Below are 20,493 nucleotides of genomic sequence, written 5' to 3'. Positions count from 1 at the left end.
AATTTTGAGAATGTATGACTATTAAATTCTTAGGAATTAAAGCAAAAACGTCCTAAAGTGTATAGTTTTAATTTGTATTAGGCGAGTAAAATGACTAATTACTGCATTTTATTTTATAGATATCAATAAATATTTGTAATTTTGTTTAAAAATAATAAATAAAAGATGAACAATATTCAAGTTAATTTTAGCATCAAGGATCTTGAAAATCTTACAGGCATTAAAGCACACACTATTAGAATATGGGAAAAACGCTATAATTTGTTAAGTCCCAATCGCTCTGAAACTAATATTAGAAATTATAGCAATGCAAGCTTACAAAAGCTTTTAAATATATCTTACCTTAATAATAATGGTTTAAAAATATCAAAAATTGCAAGTTTAGGCGAAGAAGAAATACCAATTAAGGTTAGAGAGATAGCTTCACGGTCTAAGGTGGAAGATCATGGTATTAATGCTTTTAAAATGGCGATGTTAAATTTTGATCAAGTCTTATTTTACAATACCTATAACAACTTAATTGAAAACAAAACATTTAACGAGATATTTTATACTGTTTTTCTACCTTTACTAAATGAAATTGGTCTGCTATGGCAAACCAAAACCATTACTCCAGCACACGAACATTTTTTGTCCATACACATAAAGCAAAAAATTTTATTGAACATAGAACGTTTACAGAGTTTAGAACCCAAACCCATAACAAAAACTTATGTTCTCTTTTTACCAGAAAATGAGATTCATGATATTGGCCTGTTGTTCATCAATTATCAGTTACGCAGTAAAGGTTTTCATTCTATTTTTCTAGGTGAAAGTGTCCCTATGGAAAGCCTTCTTGATCTTCATGACTATTATGACGATATTACCTTTATAACTTATTTTACAATACAACCTGAAACTGATAAAATTCCAGATTACATTAATGATTTTAATGAATTACTGCTTAAAAAAGAAAACTCAAGATTACACATATTAGGACCTAAGCTAAAAGACTTAAGTAATTTTAGCTTACCTTCCCATAAAGTTTTCATTTACAATTCCATTGAAAGTTTAGTTGATGATTTTTAATCTCGATTTGTTTTTTGTTTAACTTTTAATTATATTTGTTAAACAATATGAAAAAATCAATCGCAGTAATAGGATCTGGATTCTCTTCTCTTTCGGCGTCATGCTATTTGGCAAAAGCTGGATATGAGGTTACTATTTTTGAAAAAAACAATAACATTGGTGGTCGCGCCAGACAATTAAAAAGAGATGGATTTATATTCGATATGGGCCCTACATGGTACTGGATGCCAGACGTTTTTGAGCGTTTTTTTGCAGATTTTGGTAAAAAACCTACCGACTATTACACCTTAGAAAAGTTAAATCCTGCCTATAGTATTTATTTTGGAAAGAATGATTTTATCACCATTGAAGATACCTTAGAAAAAATTACAGCTGCATTTGAAAAAGAAGAGCCCGGAAGTTCAAAAAAGTTGCAAAAATTCATACGAAAAGCTAAAAATAATTACAATATTGCCATAAAGGATTTGGTGTACAATCCTGGAATGTCACCTCTGGAGTTAGTTAACTCGACAACAATAAGAAATCTAGGTCAATTTTTAGGTAACATAAAAAAAGATGTTAGAAAAGCTTTTAAAAATGATCGATTAGCCAAAATTCTTGAGTTTCCAGTACTATTTCTTGGAGCTAAACCTAGTAACACCCCTTCTTTCTATAGTTTTATGAATTATGCTGATTTCGGTCTTGGCACTTACCATCCTCAAAAAGGAATGTATCAAGTCATTTTGGCATTACAAAGCTTAGCCCAAGAACTGGGTGTAAAAATTATAACCAATGTTCCCGTTGAAAAAATTATTGTAGAAAAAAACTGTGCCAAAGGTTTGGTTTGTTCAGGAAAAACATATGATTTTGACATTGTTCTAAGTGGTGCCGATTACCATCATTCTGAAACACTTTTGGAACCAGAGTTTAGACAATATTCCGAAACATATTGGAATAAAAAAACCTTTGCTCCTTCCTCCCTATTATTTTATGTTGGCTTTGATAAAAAAATAAAGAATGTAAATCATCACACTTTATTTTTCGATACCGACTTTAACACGCATGCCCAGGCTATTTACGATAATCCCAAATGGCCTGAAAACCCCCTTTTCTATGCCAGTTTTCCTAGCATAACCGATTCCCATTTAGCACCAGAAGGTAAGGAAGCTGGTATCTTTTTAATTCCCCTGGCACCAGGTTTAAAGGATACCAACATTTTAAGGGAGCACTATTTTAACGAAATAATAAATCGTTTTGAGTTCTTGACCTCTCAAGATATTAGAAAAAATATTATATTTAAAGAGAGCTATTGTGTAAACGATTTTGTAAAAGATTACAACTCATATAAAGGAAATGCTTATGGTATGGCCAACACCTTATTACAAACTGCCTTTTTAAGACCTAAATTGAAAAGTAAAAAAATTAAACGTTTATTTTTTACGGGTCAACTAACAGTTCCTGGTCCTGGAGTACCACCCTCCTTAATATCAGGGAAATTAGCAGCAAATTTAATCATTAAATACCACGGTTAAGCTTATGAAATATATTTTTGACAACGTTTCTTATAAGTGCAGTAAAATAGTTACCAAAACGTACAGCACATCGTTTTCTTTGGCCACTAAAATGCTCTACAAATCCATTAGAAGTGACATTTACAATATTTATGGTTTTGTACGCTGTGCAGACGAAATTGTGGACTCTTTCCATGATTATGATAAAGAAACACTTTTTAATAGGTTTTCGAATGATTTAGAAAATGCCTTACGAGATAAAATTAGCCTAAACCCTATTTTAAATGCTTTCCAACTTACCTACCACAAATACAATATAGATAAACATTTAGTGGATTCATTCATGGCAAGCATGCGTTTGGATTTACATAAAACTAATTATCTAACTGATGAAGAATACAAAGCCTATATCTATGGATCTGCGGATGTGGTTGGCCTTATGTGCTTAAAAGTTTTTGTTAAAGGAGATAACAATGAATATGAAAAACTCAAGGATGCTGCTATGGCACTTGGTTCTGCGTTTCAAAAGGTTAATTTTTTAAGGGATCTTAAAGCAGATTTTGAAGGACTTGACCGAACTTATTTCCCAAACACCGATTTAAAAAAATTAAATGAAACTTCAAAAAAGGAAATCATAGAAGACATTGAAAATGATTTTGAAAAAGGGTTAAGCGGTATAAAAAAATTGCCGATTGAAGCTAAATTTGGTGTGTTTATGGCTTACAGGTATTATAAGCAATTACTAAAAAAATTAAAAAAGACTCCAGCCCTAGAAATTAAAAACACCCGTATTAGAGTTTCCAATCATAAAAAACTGGAGCTGTTAATGCGTAGTTATGTAAAATATCAATTAAATTTAATGTAAATTAAGCACATGCAAACACTTATTTGGATACTTGTTTTTTTGGGCACCTATTGCTTTATGGAATTTATGGCATGGTTTACCCATAAGTATATCATGCATGGGTTTTTATGGACCCTCCATAAAGACCACCATTTAAAGGATCATGATAGTTGGTTTGAACGCAATGATGTTTTTTTCGTATTCTACGCTGTGGTTAGCATTGGTTTTTTATTACTATGGAAGTATCAAGACCTCTGGGCAGGACTACCAATTGGGTTAGGTATTTTTTCCTATGGACTTTCCTATTTTTTGGTTCACGACATCTTTATACACCAGCGCTTTAAACTTTTTAGAAATGCTAACAACTGGTACGCTAAAGGCGTTAGGCGTGCACATAAAATTCATCACAAGCACTTAGGTAAAGAAGATGGTGAATGTTTTGGTATGTTGTTTGTTCCTTTTAAATATTTCAAAAAATAACGGATGAATTACCTCTATCTGTTATTAAATTTAGGATCAATATCCATCCCTTTCATCTTCAGTTTTCATCCCAAATTAAAATTCTATAAGCTTTGGAAACCCTTTATAATAAGTGTTTTGGCAGGTATGGTTGTATTTATTCCTTGGGATATTGCGTTTACAATTAATGGCTTTTGGGGGTTTAATAACAATTATCTTTTAGGTATAAATCTATTTAACCTTCCAATTGAAGAATGGTTGTTCTTTATATGTATACCTTATGCCTGCGTATTTACGCATTATGCTCTTTTGTATTACTTTCCAAAAATGGAGTTATCTACCAAAACAACTAAAATGCTTAGCTACATTTTTATTATTGGCTTTACTGTAATGGCATTATATAATTACAACAGATGGTATACCTTTATAAACTTTAGCATTGCTGCTATATTGTTACTAATCGTCCTTAACAAAAGTTTAGACTTACTCAAAGGATTTTATCTAACCTTCTTAGTTATACTAATCCCATTTTTTTTAGTCAATGGGTTGTTAACAGGAAGTACAATAAAAAATGAAGTGGTTTGGTATAACAATACTGAAAATTTAGGTATTAGATTATTTACTATACCCATTGAAGATGTTTTTTATGCCTTCTCACTTATTCTTTTATGCTTGTTTATAATGAAACTTAAAGAAAGATCTGCTTTGCAAGCTAGTCATTAACAACATTCACAGGGTTTCCGCTAATATAAGCCTTTAAATTTTCGATAGCAATATGCATTAAACGTCGTCTAGCCTCTATAGGTGCCCAAGCAATATGTGGTGTGATAATACAGTTTTTTGCTTTAAGTAGAGGATTATCTTTACTAATAGGCTCATTCGACACTACATCAACAGCAGCATTGGAAACTCTACCAGAATTTAACGCACTAGCCAAATCTTCTTCTACAACCAACCCCCCTCTTGAGGTATTGATAAGCATAACACCTTTTTTCATTTTTTCGATATTATGCTTATTAATAATGCCTTTGGTATTTTCAAAAAGCGGACAATGTAAACTTATTATATCCGATTTAGCAAATAATATATCAAGTTCAACATATTTACAAGTATCTGTTTCCATTTCTGGTTTTCGGCTTCTACTGTGAAATAAAACTTTTAAACCGAATGCTTGTGCTAGCTTTGCCGTGGCTTGACCAATTCGACCAAAACCAATAATACCAAGAGTCTTACCATTAAGCTCAATTAAAGGTGAATTCCAAAAACAAAAGTCAGGAGACGTAATCCAATCACCATTTTTAACTGCTAAGTTATGGTCACCAACATGGTGGGACATTTCCAACAGTAAAGCCATTGTAAACTGTGCAACGGCATTGGTACTATATGCAGGAACATTGGTAACTGTAATACCAAACTCTTTAGCTACACCAACATCCACGACATTATACCCTGTGGCTAAAACACCTATATATTTTATATGCTTACAACCAAGGATAACCTCCTTAGGCACAGGTGTTTTGTTAGTAAAAACAACCTCAGCATCTCCAATATGATCAAAAATCGCCTCATTGCTATATGGTGTTCTATCATAAACTTTTAAATCTCCATAATGTTCTAAAGCATTCCAGCTTAAATCACCAGGGTTTAATGTGTATCCGTCTAAAACTACTATTTTCAAAATATCTTTTATTTGTTTTGCTAAGCAAACTAATAAAAAGTATGGGTTTTAAAAAAAATATTTAATCCAACAAATCTTAAATAATACATAAATGCTATCGTTTTGGAAAATAAATATCGTCTCTTTACAGTAAAAAACTTAATTTTGCGCTCAACTTATACGCAATGAACCCATCGGCTACAGGTTGGATAAAAAAACTACTAAGAGTAACTATCAGCAATACTGATTTTTTAAATGCAGACCAAGACACTTTTTATACTGCATTACGATCATGTGGTTTTATCTATGGTAGCAACCTCAGTATTGTTGCTAATATAATTGAAAAACACGATCTTTTGGAAGATGAGATTTGTAAGATCAACTTGACCATTGCTTTTTTGTATACTCATCATAACGTAAATCCTAAAATAGGTTTTGTTGACAGTGTTTTACAATTTTACACAGCCATAAACGAGTTAAAAACTTCTTTTTTTGATGGTATATTGGGTAGTAAGTCCTCTAATGTACAGCTAGAAAAAGTAATACATAAACGCATCCATATAGACCATAACGCACTAACAAAAAACTTTAACTATTTTATAATTAATGCTTTGTTGTTTGTTGATATTCTTGCTTATAAAAAATTTTTAAAAGAAGGCATTATATCAATAGACTACATTAAACAATTGGAGCGGGCCATAGAAGCCATTGTTTTAGATGCAATAGATGCCAAAACCAAAAAAAATCAATATGATGAAAGTTTAATAAAACTTTTTGAATCTTCAATACGCTATCACGATGCAAAACCATTGAAATACGTTTCAGCCATTGACTTAATTACAACAACCTTAGAAAAATATTATGTTTTGGACCTCACCTGTATGGCCAGTTGGAGTGACAGGGTTATTGATACCAATGAAACTAAGTTTATTTCAAAATTAGGAAGCGATTTTAATATAGTACCTTATAAAACAAAAGAATCGATCGCATTTGTTAATTCGTTTTACACTAAGCATAAAAATGAAATTGCCTTATTAAGCTCTAAAAATATTGTGCAGAGTTTTTATGACAACTCAAGTAAAATGGTTAGCAAACTTATTTCTAGAAATAGTAAGCGATTATACAAAGAATTAAAGGACAGTAAAGAACTGCTCATATTATTAACTCATTCAACCCATAGGGAACTCAACCAGGAAGAACAAAAAAAAGTACAAGAACAGTTGTTGGATATTTTTAAATCCATCCCAAGTTTGGCCATCTTTATATTGCCAGGAGGGGCCTTATTGCTTCCCTTAGTTATTAAATTTATTCCAAAACTACTCCCTTCAGCATTTGATGAAAACCGAATTGAAGACTAATTTAACTGTCTATTTTCCTAGCAAGTCTTTGAGGGCCGGTTTCAAATAATTATAATTATAATGAAATCCCTTATTTTCAATTTTCCTTGAACTCACACGTTGGCTTTCAAATAAAATGGTATGCATTTCCCCCAATAGCCATTTCATAAAAATCTTAGGTATGTTAGGCAAAAACAAAGGTCGATTTAATCTTTTGGCAATGGCCTTAACTAATTCTTTGTTGGTAACAGGGTTGGGAGCGACTCCATTATAAACACCAACTAAATTATACTCAAGAATATAAACAAACAGTTTTACTAAATCTTCAATATGTATCCAAGATTGCCATTGTTTTCCTGAACCAAATGCAGCACCCAAACCAAACTTAATAGGTTGAGCGATTTCTTGTAACGCTCCTCCTTCCTTTGAAAGCACAAGCCCTATACGAACCTTAGCAATATTTATATTTAATTTTGAAAATTCATTTACAGCTTGCTCCCATTGCTGTACAACAGCACTTAAAAACGTTTTACCAAAAGGCTTAAAGCTTTCATCGTAATAATTAACCAAGGAATCTGGATATAAGCCAATCGCACTTGCCGATATCACTTGTTTAATGTTATGGGATTCACCTTTTAAAGTATTGATGAGTAAATTTGTGGTAGTGACCCTACTAGAGATAATTTCCTCCTTATAGTTAGGTGTCCAACGCTTAGCAATTGATGCTCCGGCCAAATGAATTATGGCATCAACACCTTTAAAACATTGTTTATCTAAATCTTGGGTCTTAGGGTTCCAATAAAAACCTTTATAATTATTACCATATTCTATCTTTGAAATACTGGTTGTTAAGTAGTTTACATCTATTCCTCTTTCATGACATTGTTTAACAATACCCTGTCCTATTAGCCCTGTTGCTCCCGTTATTAAAACCCGCATATCTATTTTTTTATAAAGTTACAAAATAGGATATGGGAATGCCAGCAGTTTATATTAGGTTTAACACATAACCTCTTTAATATTTTACTGCTCTAAGCATTTCACGTTTACCAGGCGGTCCAGGTAATTTTTCAACCTTAAAACCTACATCTTGCATAGCTCTACGCACACTACCTTTAGCTGAGTATGTCACTAAAATACCATTAACCTTTAAAGCATCGTACATTTTTTTAAAGATTACTTTAGTCCATAAACCAGGTTGCACCCTAGCACCAAACGCATCAAAGTAAATGATATTGAACTTATCCTCATCATCAATAGTTTCAAAATATTTTTTCTGCTTAGCTAATGAAAAAAAGGAATCAATGTTGTGACGTTCTTCCCAGGAAATGCTATGCAGCCCTTTAAAAATGGCATCACCTCCTTTCATATTTAATGCTTTTGGATAATTAAGATTTAATACCTCATCTATGGTAACCGGAAAAGCCTCAATACCGATATAGTCAATTTTGACTTTTAGTTTTTTGGATTCTAATAAGGTTATAAATGCGTTTAAACCAGTACCAAAACCCATTTCAAGTATGGCAATCTCAGAATTTGATGACTCAAATTCTTGTCCCGAGCGCTCAGTAACTGAATGACAATAATAATGCAGTCCATGTTTTATAAAAACGTGGTACGCTTCCTGAATGGCACCATGCTTAGAGTGGTACTGCTCGTTCCATTCGGGCAAATGAATGGTGGTCGAACCATCTGACGTTAAAATAATTTTCCGCTTCACATTATTGTTTTAAAAGCACACCATCCGCTTCAAAAACAAATATCCTCTTAGGTTCGGTAATTGCTTCAATTTCTTCTATAGTTTTCCCCGCATCTTTTGCATAATGTCGAAGATCGTCCACAGACTGTTCTTCTACATAAGCGAAACCATTAACAATTACAGTTTCTCCTTTTATATCTTTTGGAACAAAAAAACCATAATCTTTAAATTTGACCATCACTTCACTTTGGCCGTCCAGCTTCAGTGTCATCCAACAGCCTTTGGTCTGACAAACATCGATTACGGTAGCTATCATTTTAGAATTTATACTATCGCCTACTTGCATTTTGTTGTAATGAGTCGCCATAGATTTTGCTGCAATGGCATCATCTGAAATTATTACTTTGCCAAAAGAAGCGTATTCTGTAGTTGTCATATTTTCATTAGACCATTGGTTTTGTTCTTTGTTCTTACAGGAATTTAACAATAGAGCAGCAATTAACCCAAGCAGTAATGACTTCATAATAGGAAAACTTTAATTTTAAGTGATTTGTGTAAATATACCCCTTTTTTAAAAACGTTTTTACTTAAATTTGTTTCGTAAATAACAGAGCTATGAATAGTATAACTAATACTATAGAGGTTATAAAAACAAGTGCCTCTAAGATTAACGATGTAGATTTTGATAATTTGAAGTTTGGCAGTATCTTTTCTGATCATATGTTGGTTTGCAATTATAAAAATGGTGAATGGGAAGTACCCAAAGTGATGCCCTACCAAAATATTTCATTAGATCCTTCGGCTAAGATTTTCCACTATGGCCAATCAGTTTTTGAAGGCATGAAAGCCTATAAAGATGCCAATGATAATGTCTGGTTATTTCGTCCGTTAGACAATTTTAAGCGTTTGAATATTTCTTCAAAACGATTGTCCATACCAGAACTGCCGGAAACTTATTTTATGGAAGGCTTAAAAACCTTACTTAAAGTAGATAGCGATTGGATTCCAAAAAACGAAGGCAGCTCCCTTTATATCAGGCCGTTTGTGTTTGCCTCCGGAAACGGATTTCATGCCTCGCCTGCCGATGAATATAAGTTTATAATTGCAACCGCGCCATCAGGATCTTATTTTTCTGGAAAGGTTAAAGTTTTAATAGAACAAACATATTCCCGTTCTGCTAATGGTGGTGTAGGTTATGCCAAAGCAGGAGGAAACTATGCCGGACAATTCTACCCTACACAATTAGCCATTGAAAAGGGTTACCAGCAAGTGGTTTGGACAGATGATAATACCCACGAATATATTGAAGAAGCTGGTGCCATGAATATTTTTGTGCGTATTAACGATACATTAATCACTGCGCCTACCAGTGATCGTATCTTGGACGGTATAACCCGTAAAAGTATAATAGAGTTAGCTAAATCTGAAGGCATCCCCATAGAGGTTAGAAAATTATCAGTTTACGAAGTCGTTGAAGCAGCTGAAAATGGAGCCTTAAAAGAGATGTTTGGTGCTGGCACAGCCGCTGTTGTTTCTCCAATATCTGGATTTGGTTACAACGGTACAGATTATGAGTTACCTGATTTAGACGATACCTATGCCAGTTATTTAAAAAAGCGTATTACCGATATACAAACCAACAAGACTGAAGACCCTTTTGATTGGCGTTATAAAGTTGATTAGAAAATAAATAGAGAAGCCTGTAGTCTTCTCTATTTATCTATTTATTTTTCTAATATAGATTGAATGTTGGGTTTGAAGTAATTGGGCCCTTTTAAAACTTTGCCATCCTCCCTGTAAATGGGCTTGCCATCTTCTCCCAACTTACTCATATTACTACGCTGTATTTCATCAAAAACTTCTTCAATTTTATATTGCATACCGTGTTCTATAATAGTTCCACATAAGATGTAGAGCATATCCCCTAGCGCATCGGCAATCTCAACTAAATCATCGTTATTGGCAGCTTCTAGATATTCTTCATTTTCTTCCCGCATTAAGTTAAACCTAAGCATATTTTTTTCTAGACCCAAATTTGCTTTTGGCGTTTCCCGGTGGCCAATTTTAAATGCGGTATGAAATACCTTTACAGCCTCAATTTTATTCTTCATATATCTTTACGATTTCATTAAATTTGCATAAAAGTAACTATATGTTCAGTAAAGGTCAAATCATTTTTGGAGTTTTATTTTTTATTGTGTTTACAGTAATTATCGCATTTACATATAGAAAGGACCTAAAACTTCATAAACGCTTTTATGCAGGCAGCATTTGGATTCTTATTGCCTTTATTGCATTTATTTTGTTTATAGTTACTATAAAACTCTTTTTTAAAGCTTAACGGAATCAATATATAACCTATAAATATAATGACAGCATATCAAGCCGCTAGAAACCGCTATGATGCCATGACCTATAAAAGAGCTGGAAAAAGCGGTGTACTTTTACCTGCCATTTCTTTGGGATTATGGCATAATTTTGGACATAATGATGATTTTGAAAATGCACAACAAGTTTTGCGTTGTGCATTCGATCTTGGTATTACACATATAGATTTAGCCAATAACTATGGCCCTCCTCCAGGCTCAGCCGAGGAAAACTTTGGTAAAATATTGAACTCCGACTTTAAATCGCATCGTGATGAACTTTTTATCGCTTCTAAAGCCGGTTACTTAATGTGGGATGGACCTTATGGTGAATGGGGCTCTAGAAAATACTTAATTGCCAGTTTAAACCAGAGTCTAAAACGTATGGGGTTAGACTATGTTGATATTTTTTACCACCACAGACCAGACCCTAATACTCCTTTAGAAGAGACTATGGGTGCTTTGGCTGATATTGTTAGACAAGGAAAAGCATTGTATGTCGGTATATCCAATTACAAACCTGCCGAAACACAAAAGGCTGCAGAAATTTTAAAAGCATTAAATGTTCCTTTTATTCTAAATCAAGTACGATATTCCATGCTTGACAGATGGGTTGAAGATGGACTTTTTGATACCCTAGAAACTAATGGTATAAGTGGTATTGCATTTTCTCCTTTGGCTCAGGGGATGCTTACAAATAGGTATTTAAATGGGATTCCTAAAGATTCTCGTGCTGGTGGCAGTTCTATTTTTTTAAATGAAGATACAGTTAACAGTAATCTTGAAAAAATAAAACAACTAAACCAAATTGCTTTAAATCGTGAACAAAAACTATCCCAAATGGCTATTGCCTGGATATTACGACAACCGCAAATGTCCTCTGTTCTTATAGGTGCCAGCTCTACCAAGCAATTGAAGGAAAATGTAAAAGCATTGAATAATTTAAATTTTAGCGAAGAAGAGCTCAATCAGATTAATAGTATTTTAAAATGATAAAAATAACACGACACAAAACATATTTCCTTACCTACCATCGTTGTTAAATTATTATAGTTTTTAATATCCCAATATTTTGAATGCTTTCAAGCATTATTTTATCTTTGCTAGCTTAAATAGTACATGACTTATGAAGATTTCTTATAACTGGTTAAAACAATTTATTAAAACCAATTGGTCTCCAGAACAAATAAGTGAATTATTGACCGATTTAGGTTTAGAGGTTGAAGGCGTTGAAAGTTATCAATCGGTTAAAGGCGGGCTGAAAGGCGTGGTTATTGGCGAGGTACTTAACTGCGAAAAACACCCCAATGCAGATAAATTAAAAGTAACTACTGTTGATGTAGGCGGCGAACACCCCTTACAGATAGTTTGTGGCGCTCCTAACGTCGCCAAAGGTCAAAAAGTCCCTGTTGCCACTATTGGAACCATCCTATATACCGAGACAGGTGAATCTTGGACTATAAAAAAAGGAAAAATAAGAGACGAAGAAAGTCATGGGATGATTTGTGCTGAAGATGAACTCGGATTGGGTAAATCGCATGATGGTATTATGGTACTCGATTCCAAATTAAAACCTGGGACTCCAGTAGCAGATGTTTTTAAAATTGAAAACGACAGTGTATTTGAAATTGGTTTAACTCCCAATCGTGCCGATGCCATGAGTCATTTGGGTGTTGCACGAGACCTAAAAGCTGGCTTTCTACAAAGAGATGTTAATCTAGAACTTATTACCCCCTCTGTAAGTGCTTTTCATACAGACAATCGTACATTAAAAATTGATGTCGATGTTATTAATAAAGATTTGGCACCTCGTTACTGTGGAGTTACAATTTCCGGATTAAAGGTTGAAGATTCTCCAGAATGGTTACAGCATCGTTTAAAAGCCATTGGGTTAAGCCCTATAAACAATATTGTAGATGCAACAAATTATGTTTTACATGAATTGGGTCAGCCACTTCATGCTTTTGATGCACTTAAAGTAACTGGAAACAAGATTGAAGTAAAAACTTTAAAAAGTGGGACTAAATTTACAACCTTGGACGGTGTAGAGCGTGAACTTCATGAGGACGATTTAATGATTTGTGATGCTAAAAAACCTATGTGTATTGCTGGTGTTTTTGGAGGTATAGACTCTGGAGTAACCGAAAGCACTACAAGCATATTCCTTGAAAGTGCTTATTTTAATCCCGTAAGTATCCGTAAAACAGCTAAACGTCACGGATTAAATACTGATGCGTCATTCCGATTTGAACGCGGTATTGATCCAAATATTACAGAGTATGCCCTAAAACGTGCTGCACTTTTAATACAGGATATTGCAGGCGGTGAAATTACTAGTGATATTGCTGATATATATCCTAATAAAATTAAAGATTTTGAAGTACGCCTGAGTTTTGATAACGCTAAAAAACTTATTGGCGAAGAAATCCCTAGAGAAATTATCAAACGCATACTTACGTCTCTAGAAATAAAGGTAAATAATGTAACCGAAACTGGTTTGGGACTAACCGTACCAGCCTATAGAAATGATGTACAGCGTGAAGCCGATATCATAGAGGAAATTTTACGAGTGTATGGTTACAACAATATTAATACAACCACAAAACTAAACGCATCGATTTCTAATACCTCACGTTTTGAAGATCATAAAGTTCAAGATGTTATAGGGGACCTATTAGCATCACAAGGGTTTTTCGAAATCCTTTCTAATTCTCTTACCACACCTAATTATACTGTACTAAGTGAAGAGTTAAAAGATGAAAATAATGTTGCAATATTAAACCCCTTAAGTAATGATTTATCTGTGTTAAGACAATCATTATTGTTTTCGGGTTTGGAAACGGTTTCCCATAACATTAACAGAAAGCGAAATGATCTAAAACTTTTTGAGTTTGGGAAAACCTATCATCAACTTGATGATGAAAGGAAAGAATTAAAGCATTTAAGTCTATTAGTTACAGGAAGTAGAAACTCGGAAAACTGGCATGCTCTCCAAGGCAAAAGCGACTTTTTCTTTTTGAAAGGCATTATTAGTTCTGTTTTAGAACGGCTTGGCATTTCTAGATACATGGAAGCACCCATCTCTAATGATTTATTTGGAGAAGGCTTAACTATTAATCAAGGTAAAATCAAATTAGTTGATTTTGGATTGGTAAAAAAATCCATTTTAAAAGCTTTTGACATTTCACAAGAAGTGTTTTATGCCGATTTTAATTGGGATGCTATTCTTGAATTGGTGAAACGAAATAAGATCACTTTTAAACCCATACCCAAATACCCACAGGTAAGACGTGATTTTGCTTTGCTTCTAGATGAACATATCTCATTTGCAGACATCTATAAAATTGCCAAACAAAGCGAAAAGCAGTTATTAAAAGAGGTGAATCTTTTTGATGTGTATCAAGGAAAAAATTTACCTAAGGGCAAAAAGAGTTATGCGGTTAGTTTTACATTGCAGGATGACAACAAAACCTTAACCGATAAACAAATTGATAAGATTATGGATAAGCTTCAAACCAATTTTGAAAAATTGCTTGGGGCTGAATTGCGATAGTTCAAATAAATTTTCAATAAAATTTTTGTTGTTCCTTTTATTACGTATATTTAATACACTATATTAAATCTTTGCACAGATGGGAGATTCAAATTACACAAAAATTTTCACAGGAAGTTTAGTCATTACTCAGCACATTATACAAGAGTTAGAAGAAAATGGTATTAATGCTATTGTTAAGGATGAAACCGAATCGGCTCGTCTTGCAGGTTTTGGAGGGGGAATTGTTCCAGGCTTTCAAGAAATTTTTGTAAATAATGATGAACTTGATGAAGCTATGGCCATTGTTAAAAAAATAAAAGCAGAAATGGCCGAAGATTAGTTCTATCTCTTATTTCTGCTTTTTTTATTATAATTTTTAATAACTTCTAAACTGTTACTGAATACATTTTTTCACGTAATTCCTTAATCTTTTTATCCTGCATGTACTCATCAAATGTTGTATAACGATCTATAACACCGTTTGGTGTCAATTCCACTACCCTATTGGCAACCGTTTGTGCAAACTCATGATCATGGGTGGTAAACAATACAGTGCCCTTAAAGTTTTTTAGGGAGTTGTTAAATGCCGTAATACTTTCTAAATCTAGATGGTTTGTAGGTTCGTCTAACATTAATACATTTGCCCTTAACATCATCATTCTACTCAACATACAACGCACTTTTTCACCACCAGAAAGCACATTCGATTTTTTTAGAGCTTCTTCACCACTAAAAATCATCTTACCTAAAAATCCACGTATGTACACCTCTTCACGTTCCTCATCGGTTTTAGCCCATTGCCTCAGCCAATCTACCAATGTAAAATCATTATTGAAAAACGTACTGTTATCCAAGGGCAAATACGATTGTGTGGTGGTTATACCCCAAGCAAATTTACCGGAATCAGCTGTTTCATTATTGTTTAAAATTTGATAAAACGATGTAGTCGCTCTAGAATCTCTTGAAAATACAACCACCTTATCACCTTTGGCCAAGTTTAAATCAATGTCTTTAAACAAGACCTCGCCATCAATTGTAGCCGAAAGACCTTCTATATTTAATATTTGGTCTCCAGCTTCCCGTTCTCTCTCAAAAATAATGGCTGGATAACGACGGCTGGTTGGCCTTATGTCTTCGATATTAAGTTTATCAATCATTTTCTTTCTACTAGTAGCCTGCTTACTTTTAGCCACATTCGCTGAAAATCGTCTAATAAATTCTTCTAATTCCTTCTTCTTTTCTTCTGCCTTTTTATTTTGTTGGGCACGTTGCTTTGCAGCTAGTTGTGAAGACTCATACCAGAAAGTATAATTTCCAGAATAATGATTAATTTTACCAAAATCAATATCAGATACGTGTGTACAAACGGCATCTAAAAAGTGACGGTCATGAGACACTACAATAACACAGTTATCGTAATTCGCCAAGAAGTTTTCCAACCACGAAATAGTTTCGTAATCCAAATCGTTGGTAGGCTCATCCATAATCAACACATCTGGATTACCAAACAACGCCTGTGCCAATAATACACGAACCTTTTGTTTTCCATCCAAATCGGCCATCATAGTGTAGTGAAGTTCTTCCTTTATACCTAGGTTAGACAATAATGCTGCAGCATCACTATCGGCATTCCAACCGTTCATTTCTTCAAATTGAACTTGTAATTCCCCTATTCTATCAGCATTCTCATCAGAATAATTTGCATACAAAGCATCTATTTCAGTCTTAATTTTAAACAATGGCTTGTTGCCCATTAAAACCGTTTCCAAAACAGTATGCCCATCATATAGATTATGATTTTGTTCAAGCACAGACATACGCTTACCAGACTCTAATGACACATATCCTGAGGTAGGTTCCATTTTTCCTGACAAAATCTTTAAAAAAGTAGATTTTCCAGAACCATTTGCTCCTATTATACCATAGCAATTACCATTATTGAAAGTGATATTAACCTCATCAAAAAGTACACGTTTTCCAAATTGGACCGAAAGATTAGAAACTGATAACATAACGTTTATTAAAAATTTTTGCAAAAGTAGAAAATTTTCAATGGTTAGAAGAACTGTATACAACTATATTTTTAATAACTGAAATTAAGAGGCTTATAACAAAAACAAGATTTAACAGGCTATTAACAGGACATTATAAATACAAGATATATTTTTGTTGGTGTATTTGGGTGTTAACACCTAAAATAAAGAGAAAGGGATTTATGAAATTTTACATTGGAATCTTAATATTTGCAATTTCGCTTTTTGGATGTAAAAAAGGCACGAATTCACAAGATAGTAATTATGCCTATTTTGGAGGGCAGATTATAAATCCGAAATGCAATTTCATTGTACTCTCAAAATCAGAAAAAGTTTTAGATACCATATTATTGGATGGCAATTACAAGTTCACTTATAAAATAAACAACTTAGAAGCCGGTTTTTATACCTTTCGCCATGCCGATGAATTTCAAATGGTGTTTTTGGAACCTCTAGACAGTATTATGTTTAGATTAAATACTTTGGACTTTGACGAATCACTTGTATATACTGGTTCAGGAGCTAAAAAAAACAACTACCTCGTTAATGAGTTCTTGCAAAATGAAATTGATGATAAAAATTTGTATCAATATTGCCAATTGAAACCTGCAAAATTTGAGCATCAAGTTGATTCCATTAAAGACCAAAAGAATAAAGAATTAGCTGAGTTTAAAGAAAAATACGAAACCTCTACGTTCTTCAATGACGTTGCAAGAGCAAACATTAATTACAATTATTATTTTAAAAAGGAAATATATCCATTGTATCATTATACCAAGAGTAAATCTGAATTAATGGAGTCGCTACCAGAAGGGTTTTATTCTTATAGAAAGTCGATTAACCACAACGATTCCCTTTTAAAAGATCTTTTTACTTACCAGTCATTTCTACGCACTAGTATTAGCAATTTAGCACTTAGAACCCATTTAAATCATACTGAAGACGATAACCATGTATGTTATACATTAGATAAATTAAAGTTTATTGATAGCTTAATTGACAATACAAGTATAAAAAACGACTTACTTTACTATTACACTGCTAGGTTTTTAGCTAAAAATAAAAATGAAAAGCATAGTGAAACCATCATTGAATCTTATTTAGCTAAAAGTAACGATGATGAAAAAAAGAAAATGATAAAACAACATGCATTAGCCATAAAAAATCTAAAGTCGGGAAATTATCTACCAAACGTTACTATTAAGGATTATCAAAACAATGAAAACAACCTAAACTCTAAAATACAAACCCCAACCGTTATTTGTTTTTGGTCCCTTTCAGCTTATGGTCATTTTAAAGACAGCCATAATAAAATAAAGGAATTGGAAATTAAATATCCTGAGGTTACTTTTATGAGAATTAATATTGATAACTATAATACAGAAACTATAAAAAAAGCTCTTAAACGAAGTCATTTAACACTGGAAAATGAATACCTATTCACAAATCCAGAAACAGCTAGGGAAATGCTTGCTGTTTACCCTATGATCAAAACGTTTATAGTTGATAGGCACAAAAAGATTGTAAATAGTAACTCCAATATTTTTGATCGTGATTTTGAAGAGGAGCTTCTAGGTGCTATTAACAGGTAAATTTTAAAATAATATCCTAAAAAAATCCACTTCTAGAACAGAAACTAGAAGCGGATTTTTTATAACTAAGAAAACCTTTATTGGTTACCTTTTTTATAATCTTCCAAAAACTTAGCCAATCCAATGTCAGTTAAAGGATGCTTTAACAAACCTTCAATAGAACTTAATGGCCCCGTCATAACATCAGCTCCTAATTTTGCACAATCTATAACGTGCATGGTATGACGTACAGATGCAGCCAGTATCTCAGTGTCAAAACCATAGTTATCAAAAATCTGTCGTATCTCTGCAATGAGGTTTAAACCATCAGTAGAAATATCATCCAAACGCCCAATAAATGGAGATACGTAAGTTGCACCTGCTTTTGCCGCCAATAATGCCTGCCCTGGTGAAAACACTAAAGTAACATTGGTTTTTACGCCCTTTTCTGAAAAATATTTACAAGCTTTAACCCCATCTTTTATCATAGGTAATTTAATAACAATTTGATCGTGCAATTCTGCCAAGGCTTCTCCTTCTCGTATCATACCCTCAAAATCGGTAGAGATTACTTCTGCACTTACATCACCATCCACAATATTGCAGATATCAACATAATGTTTCATAATATTATCATGTCCTGTAATGCCCTCTTTAGCCATTAAGGAAGGATTGGTAGTAACGCCATCTAAAATACCCATATCTTGGGCTTCTTTTATTTGACTTAAGTTAGCCGTGTCTATAAAAAACTTCATTGATGTTATTGTTTAGTTGAAACTATAAATTTTTGGCGAATTTACAATTTTAAGACACTAAGGCAGTGATTTTTAATTAAAATATATCAACAAATTTAAAAGTTAAACTTAGTAAATCGCTTGTTTTACCTATTATTGTTGAATTCTAACCGAATACCTTTGTGATGTGGTTTCTTTACACAAGCCATCACAATCATTTAAAGTACTTTCGCAATTTTCAAAATAATCATTGGCTTGCTCAACACTTAAACGTACTGTAAAATTAAACCTTCCCGGTTCTAAAGGGAACCCTTGAATAATTACAGAACGATAGTCAATTATATATTCCAGTCCTCTGGGTAAATCACCTTCAATAGAAAAGTAATAATAGTAACTATCATCCCTAGGTTCATTTTTAATTTCAGCCTTTATTTCTTCAAAAAAATATTGGTCGACTTGACCGGTTGCCAACATTCTATCAGGTAATTCAGGGTGTCTGTTAATGACACATTCCAAAATATCCTGACAACTAGTTACAAAAATTAAGATCAATATAACCGACAAATACTTTAAGCTTTTGTTCATATAGACTATTTTTTTAAACAGAAAACAAATAGTATACCAAAACCTAAAGTTTATAATGGTTCATCAACAGTTTTTCATAAATGGTATCTGGTAGTATGCGTTTTAAAACAATGGATACCTTTTGCATAAACTCCCCAACTTTATAATGCACTTTAGGGGATTTCGCTCGAATCACCTTAAAAATGGCCATTGCCATTAGGTTGGGATCACTCCCCGAATCAACATGGGCATTCATTAAATTTAATGTCTTGCCATAAACGTCTTTATATGGCGAATCTGTCTTTAAAGCCGCATGATAACGTCCCGCTGCTATATTGGTAGCAAAATCACCTGGAGCCACATTGGTCATGTGCACATTAAACGGTTTTAATTCCATTCTAAATGCTTCGGTAATAAGCTCCAATGCCCCTTTACTTGCACTATAAACACCTCGAAACGGAAGTCCCATATAGCCAGCAATAGAGGTGATATTAATGATTAAACCAGATTGTTGCAGCCGCATGTGTGGCAATACTGCTTTGATAACATTTATAGGACCAAAAAAATTAGTTTCAAAATTGGCTTTAATCTCTTTTTCGGGTATTTCTTCAATAGGTCCCGTAATACCTGCGCCGGCATTATTAACCAGTACATCCAATCTACCTTCTTTTTCAATAATGGTTTTTACCGTATTATTAATAGTTTCAACAGCCTTTACATCCATTTTTAACAAAGGCAATCTGCTTTCCGGATAACGTTCAGGATATCTACTGGTACCATAAACTACAAAACCCTTTTCAATTAAAAACTCCCCTACAGATTTTCCGATGCCTGAAGATCCTCCAGTTATTAAAACTATTTTATCCATTTTATAAGTTAAATTCCAATTAAAAAAATACACAAACCATACTGGACGTTAAAGTTCACAAAGTGAAAGTAAAAATTTTTAAAACCAAATCTAAATTTAGTGCATAAAAAAAGGCAAGCTACCTACATCACACCGCTACAACCGTATACCTTTGCTGCGTTCCCGCCCTGGAGGATTCAACAGGAGCTGGTTGTGTAGGACTTGCCGGGTGCAAAGATACAATCTTTTAAAATTTTCACAATGATTTTTTAAACCGATTTTAAATAAA

Annotated in this window: 20 protein-coding genes and 1 other RNA gene; 11 read left to right on the top strand and 10 right to left on the bottom strand. The window is 33.3% G+C overall.

Features of this window, described 5'->3' with window-relative positions; translation table 11 throughout:
- Positions 1-165 precede the first annotated feature (165 nt).
- Genes MR053_RS13605 through MR053_RS13585 form a run of 5 tightly spaced genes read left to right on the top strand, consistent with a single transcriptional unit; the run spans position 166 to position 4,584 of the window.
- Positions 166-1,068 carry a MerR family transcriptional regulator gene (locus tag MR053_RS13605; RefSeq protein ID WP_242132954.1) on the top strand — a complete coding sequence of 301 codons (903 nt, stop codon included), beginning with the start codon at positions 166-168 and terminating at the stop codon, positions 1,066-1,068.
- A 47-nt stretch (positions 1,069-1,115) separates the two neighbouring features.
- Positions 1,116-2,579 (top strand): phytoene desaturase family protein, encoded by a 1,464-nt coding sequence (locus MR053_RS13600; protein ID WP_242132953.1) that lies wholly within the window; start codon positions 1,116-1,118, stop codon positions 2,577-2,579.
- Positions 2,580-2,583: 4 nt separating this feature from the next.
- On the top strand, positions 2,584-3,423 hold the full coding sequence (locus tag MR053_RS13595; RefSeq protein ID WP_223548008.1) for a phytoene/squalene synthase family protein: 840 nt from the start codon (positions 2,584-2,586) through the stop codon (positions 3,421-3,423).
- A gap of 9 nt (positions 3,424-3,432) precedes the next feature.
- Positions 3,433-3,882, top strand: a complete 450-nt coding sequence (locus tag MR053_RS13590; RefSeq protein ID WP_242132952.1) for a sterol desaturase family protein — start codon at positions 3,433-3,435, stop codon at positions 3,880-3,882.
- Between the two features lie 3 nt (positions 3,883-3,885).
- Positions 3,886-4,584 (top strand): lycopene cyclase domain-containing protein, encoded by a 699-nt coding sequence (locus MR053_RS13585; protein WP_242132951.1) that lies wholly within the window; start codon positions 3,886-3,888, stop codon positions 4,582-4,584.
- Here MR053_RS13585 and MR053_RS13580 read toward each other — a convergent pair.
- A complete protein-coding gene (locus tag MR053_RS13580) occupies positions 4,574-5,539 on the bottom strand; it encodes a D-2-hydroxyacid dehydrogenase (protein ID WP_242132950.1) in 966 nt (321 codons plus the stop codon). The two genes, MR053_RS13585 and MR053_RS13580, sit on opposite strands and share 11 nt — an antisense overlap.
- Before the next feature lie 164 nt (positions 5,540-5,703).
- On the opposite strand from MR053_RS13580, the gene MR053_RS13575 reads away from it, so the two are divergent.
- Positions 5,704-6,876, top strand: coding sequence for an LETM1-related biofilm-associated protein (locus MR053_RS13575; protein WP_242132949.1), 1,173 nt, complete (start codon positions 5,704-5,706; stop codon positions 6,874-6,876).
- Between the two features lie 9 nt (positions 6,877-6,885).
- Here MR053_RS13575 and MR053_RS13570 read toward each other — a convergent pair whose 3' ends face one another.
- The 3 genes from MR053_RS13570 to MR053_RS13560 all read right to left on the bottom strand — a co-directional run bounded on the left by MR053_RS13570 (position 6,886) and on the right by MR053_RS13560 (position 9,077).
- Positions 6,886-7,794, bottom strand: a complete 909-nt coding sequence (locus MR053_RS13570; RefSeq protein ID WP_242132948.1) for a TIGR01777 family oxidoreductase — start codon at positions 7,792-7,794, stop codon at positions 6,886-6,888.
- A 76-nt stretch (positions 7,795-7,870) separates the two neighbouring features.
- Entirely contained in the window at positions 7,871-8,575 is a 705-nt protein-coding gene (mnmD, locus tag MR053_RS13565) for a tRNA (5-methylaminomethyl-2-thiouridine)(34)-methyltransferase MnmD (RefSeq protein WP_242132947.1), read from the bottom strand.
- 1 nt (position 8,576) lies between these two features.
- On the bottom strand, positions 8,577-9,077 hold the full coding sequence (locus MR053_RS13560; RefSeq protein WP_242132946.1) for a DUF4920 domain-containing protein: 501 nt from the start codon (positions 9,075-9,077) through the stop codon (positions 8,577-8,579).
- A 92-nt stretch (positions 9,078-9,169) separates the two neighbouring features.
- On the opposite strand from MR053_RS13560, the gene MR053_RS13555 reads away from it, so the two are divergent.
- A complete protein-coding gene (locus MR053_RS13555) occupies positions 9,170-10,237 on the top strand; it encodes a branched-chain amino acid aminotransferase (protein ID WP_242132945.1) in 1,068 nt (355 codons plus the stop codon).
- 41 nt (positions 10,238-10,278) lie between these two features.
- Here MR053_RS13555 and MR053_RS13550 read toward each other — a convergent pair whose 3' ends face one another.
- The gene (locus MR053_RS13550; protein ID WP_223547990.1) at positions 10,279-10,665 is read right to left on the bottom strand and encodes a pyrophosphohydrolase domain-containing protein; all 387 of its coding nucleotides are present in this window, start codon (positions 10,663-10,665) and stop codon (positions 10,279-10,281) included.
- A gap of 258 nt (positions 10,666-10,923) precedes the next feature.
- Here MR053_RS13550 and mgrA point away from each other — a divergent pair, with 258 nt between their 5' ends.
- The 3 genes from mgrA to MR053_RS13530 all read left to right on the top strand — a co-directional run bounded on the left by mgrA (position 10,924) and on the right by MR053_RS13530 (position 14,795).
- Positions 10,924-11,913, top strand: a complete 990-nt coding sequence (gene mgrA, locus MR053_RS13540; RefSeq protein ID WP_242132943.1) for an L-glyceraldehyde 3-phosphate reductase — start codon at positions 10,924-10,926, stop codon at positions 11,911-11,913.
- A gap of 133 nt (positions 11,914-12,046) precedes the next feature.
- Positions 12,047-14,473, top strand: coding sequence for a phenylalanine--tRNA ligase subunit beta (gene pheT / locus MR053_RS13535; RefSeq protein ID WP_242132942.1), 2,427 nt, complete (start codon positions 12,047-12,049; stop codon positions 14,471-14,473).
- A 79-nt stretch (positions 14,474-14,552) separates the two neighbouring features.
- Positions 14,553-14,795: a putative signal transducing protein gene (locus tag MR053_RS13530; RefSeq protein WP_242132941.1), complete on the top strand. Its 243-nt coding sequence runs from the start codon at positions 14,553-14,555 to the stop codon at positions 14,793-14,795.
- Positions 14,796-14,841: 46 nt separating this feature from the next.
- Here MR053_RS13530 and MR053_RS13525 read toward each other — a convergent pair whose 3' ends face one another.
- Positions 14,842-16,467 (bottom strand): ABC-F family ATP-binding cassette domain-containing protein, encoded by a 1,626-nt coding sequence (locus MR053_RS13525; protein ID WP_242132940.1) that lies wholly within the window; start codon positions 16,465-16,467, stop codon positions 14,842-14,844.
- Between the two features lie 203 nt (positions 16,468-16,670).
- Between MR053_RS13525 and MR053_RS13520 the strand changes: the two genes are divergently transcribed.
- On the top strand, positions 16,671-18,080 hold the full coding sequence (locus MR053_RS13520; protein WP_242132939.1) for a TlpA family protein disulfide reductase: 1,410 nt from the start codon (positions 16,671-16,673) through the stop codon (positions 18,078-18,080).
- 77 nt (positions 18,081-18,157) lie between these two features.
- Here MR053_RS13520 and fsa read toward each other — a convergent pair whose 3' ends face one another.
- The 4 genes from fsa to ffs all read right to left on the bottom strand — a co-directional run bounded on the left by fsa (position 18,158) and on the right by ffs (position 20,432).
- Complete coding sequence (gene fsa, locus MR053_RS13515) at positions 18,158-18,814, bottom strand: fructose-6-phosphate aldolase (RefSeq protein WP_223547978.1); 657 nt, start codon at positions 18,812-18,814, stop codon at positions 18,158-18,160.
- Positions 18,815-18,946: 132 nt separating this feature from the next.
- A complete protein-coding gene (locus MR053_RS13510) occupies positions 18,947-19,378 on the bottom strand; it encodes a hypothetical protein (RefSeq protein ID WP_223547976.1) in 432 nt (143 codons plus the stop codon).
- 43 nt (positions 19,379-19,421) lie between these two features.
- Positions 19,422-20,225: an SDR family oxidoreductase gene (locus MR053_RS13505; RefSeq protein WP_242132938.1), complete on the bottom strand. Its 804-nt coding sequence runs from the start codon at positions 20,223-20,225 to the stop codon at positions 19,422-19,424.
- A gap of 108 nt (positions 20,226-20,333) precedes the next feature.
- Positions 20,334-20,432: signal recognition particle sRNA small type (gene ffs / locus MR053_RS13500), an RNA gene on the bottom strand.
- Positions 20,433-20,493 lie beyond the last annotated feature (61 nt).

Origin of the sequence: Aestuariivivens marinum (assembly GCF_022662175.1) — a bacterium.
Classification (GTDB): Bacteria; Bacteroidota; Bacteroidia; order Flavobacteriales; family Flavobacteriaceae; genus Aestuariivivens; species Aestuariivivens marinum.
The sequence above is the reverse complement of the archived record's forward strand: the minus strand, read 5'-3'. Positions and strand labels throughout refer to the sequence as shown.

What these genes read in the sequence shown, in the direction of transcription:
- MR053_RS13550 (WP_223547990.1), bottom strand. Translation starts at nt 10,665, where the DNA reads ATGAAGAATAAAATTGAGGCTGTAAAGGTATTTCATACCGCATTTAAA.
- MR053_RS13560 (WP_242132946.1), bottom strand. Translation starts at nt 9,077, where the DNA reads ATGAAGTCATTACTGCTTGGGTTAATTGCTGCTCTATTGTTAAATTCC.
- fsa (WP_223547978.1), bottom strand. Translation starts at nt 18,814, where the DNA reads ATGAAGTTTTTTATAGACACGGCTAACTTAAGTCAAATAAAAGAAGCC.
- MR053_RS13570 (WP_242132948.1), bottom strand. Translation starts at nt 7,794, where the DNA reads ATGCGGGTTTTAATAACGGGAGCAACAGGGCTAATAGGACAGGGTATT.
- MR053_RS13510 (WP_223547976.1), bottom strand. Translation starts at nt 19,378, where the DNA reads ATGAACAAAAGCTTAAAGTATTTGTCGGTTATATTGATCTTAATTTTT.
- MR053_RS13600 (WP_242132953.1), top strand. Translation starts at nt 1,116, where the DNA reads ATGAAAAAATCAATCGCAGTAATAGGATCTGGATTCTCTTCTCTTTCG.
- mgrA (WP_242132943.1), top strand. Translation starts at nt 10,924, where the DNA reads ATGACAGCATATCAAGCCGCTAGAAACCGCTATGATGCCATGACCTAT.
- MR053_RS13525 (WP_242132940.1), bottom strand. Translation starts at nt 16,467, where the DNA reads ATGTTATCAGTTTCTAATCTTTCGGTCCAATTTGGAAAACGTGTACTT.
- MR053_RS13530 (WP_242132941.1), top strand. Translation starts at nt 14,553, where the DNA reads ATGGGAGATTCAAATTACACAAAAATTTTCACAGGAAGTTTAGTCATT.
- pheT (WP_242132942.1), top strand. Translation starts at nt 12,047, where the DNA reads ATGAAGATTTCTTATAACTGGTTAAAACAATTTATTAAAACCAATTGG.
- MR053_RS13575 (WP_242132949.1), top strand. Translation starts at nt 5,704, where the DNA reads ATGAACCCATCGGCTACAGGTTGGATAAAAAAACTACTAAGAGTAACT.
- MR053_RS13520 (WP_242132939.1), top strand. Translation starts at nt 16,671, where the DNA reads ATGAAATTTTACATTGGAATCTTAATATTTGCAATTTCGCTTTTTGGA.
- MR053_RS13585 (WP_242132951.1), top strand. Translation starts at nt 3,886, where the DNA reads ATGAATTACCTCTATCTGTTATTAAATTTAGGATCAATATCCATCCCT.
- MR053_RS13590 (WP_242132952.1), top strand. Translation starts at nt 3,433, where the DNA reads ATGCAAACACTTATTTGGATACTTGTTTTTTTGGGCACCTATTGCTTT.
- MR053_RS13555 (WP_242132945.1), top strand. Translation starts at nt 9,170, where the DNA reads ATGAATAGTATAACTAATACTATAGAGGTTATAAAAACAAGTGCCTCT.
- MR053_RS13505 (WP_242132938.1), bottom strand. Translation starts at nt 20,225, where the DNA reads ATGGATAAAATAGTTTTAATAACTGGAGGATCTTCAGGCATCGGAAAA.
- MR053_RS13595 (WP_223548008.1), top strand. Translation starts at nt 2,584, where the DNA reads ATGAAATATATTTTTGACAACGTTTCTTATAAGTGCAGTAAAATAGTT.
- MR053_RS13605 (WP_242132954.1), top strand. Translation starts at nt 166, where the DNA reads ATGAACAATATTCAAGTTAATTTTAGCATCAAGGATCTTGAAAATCTT.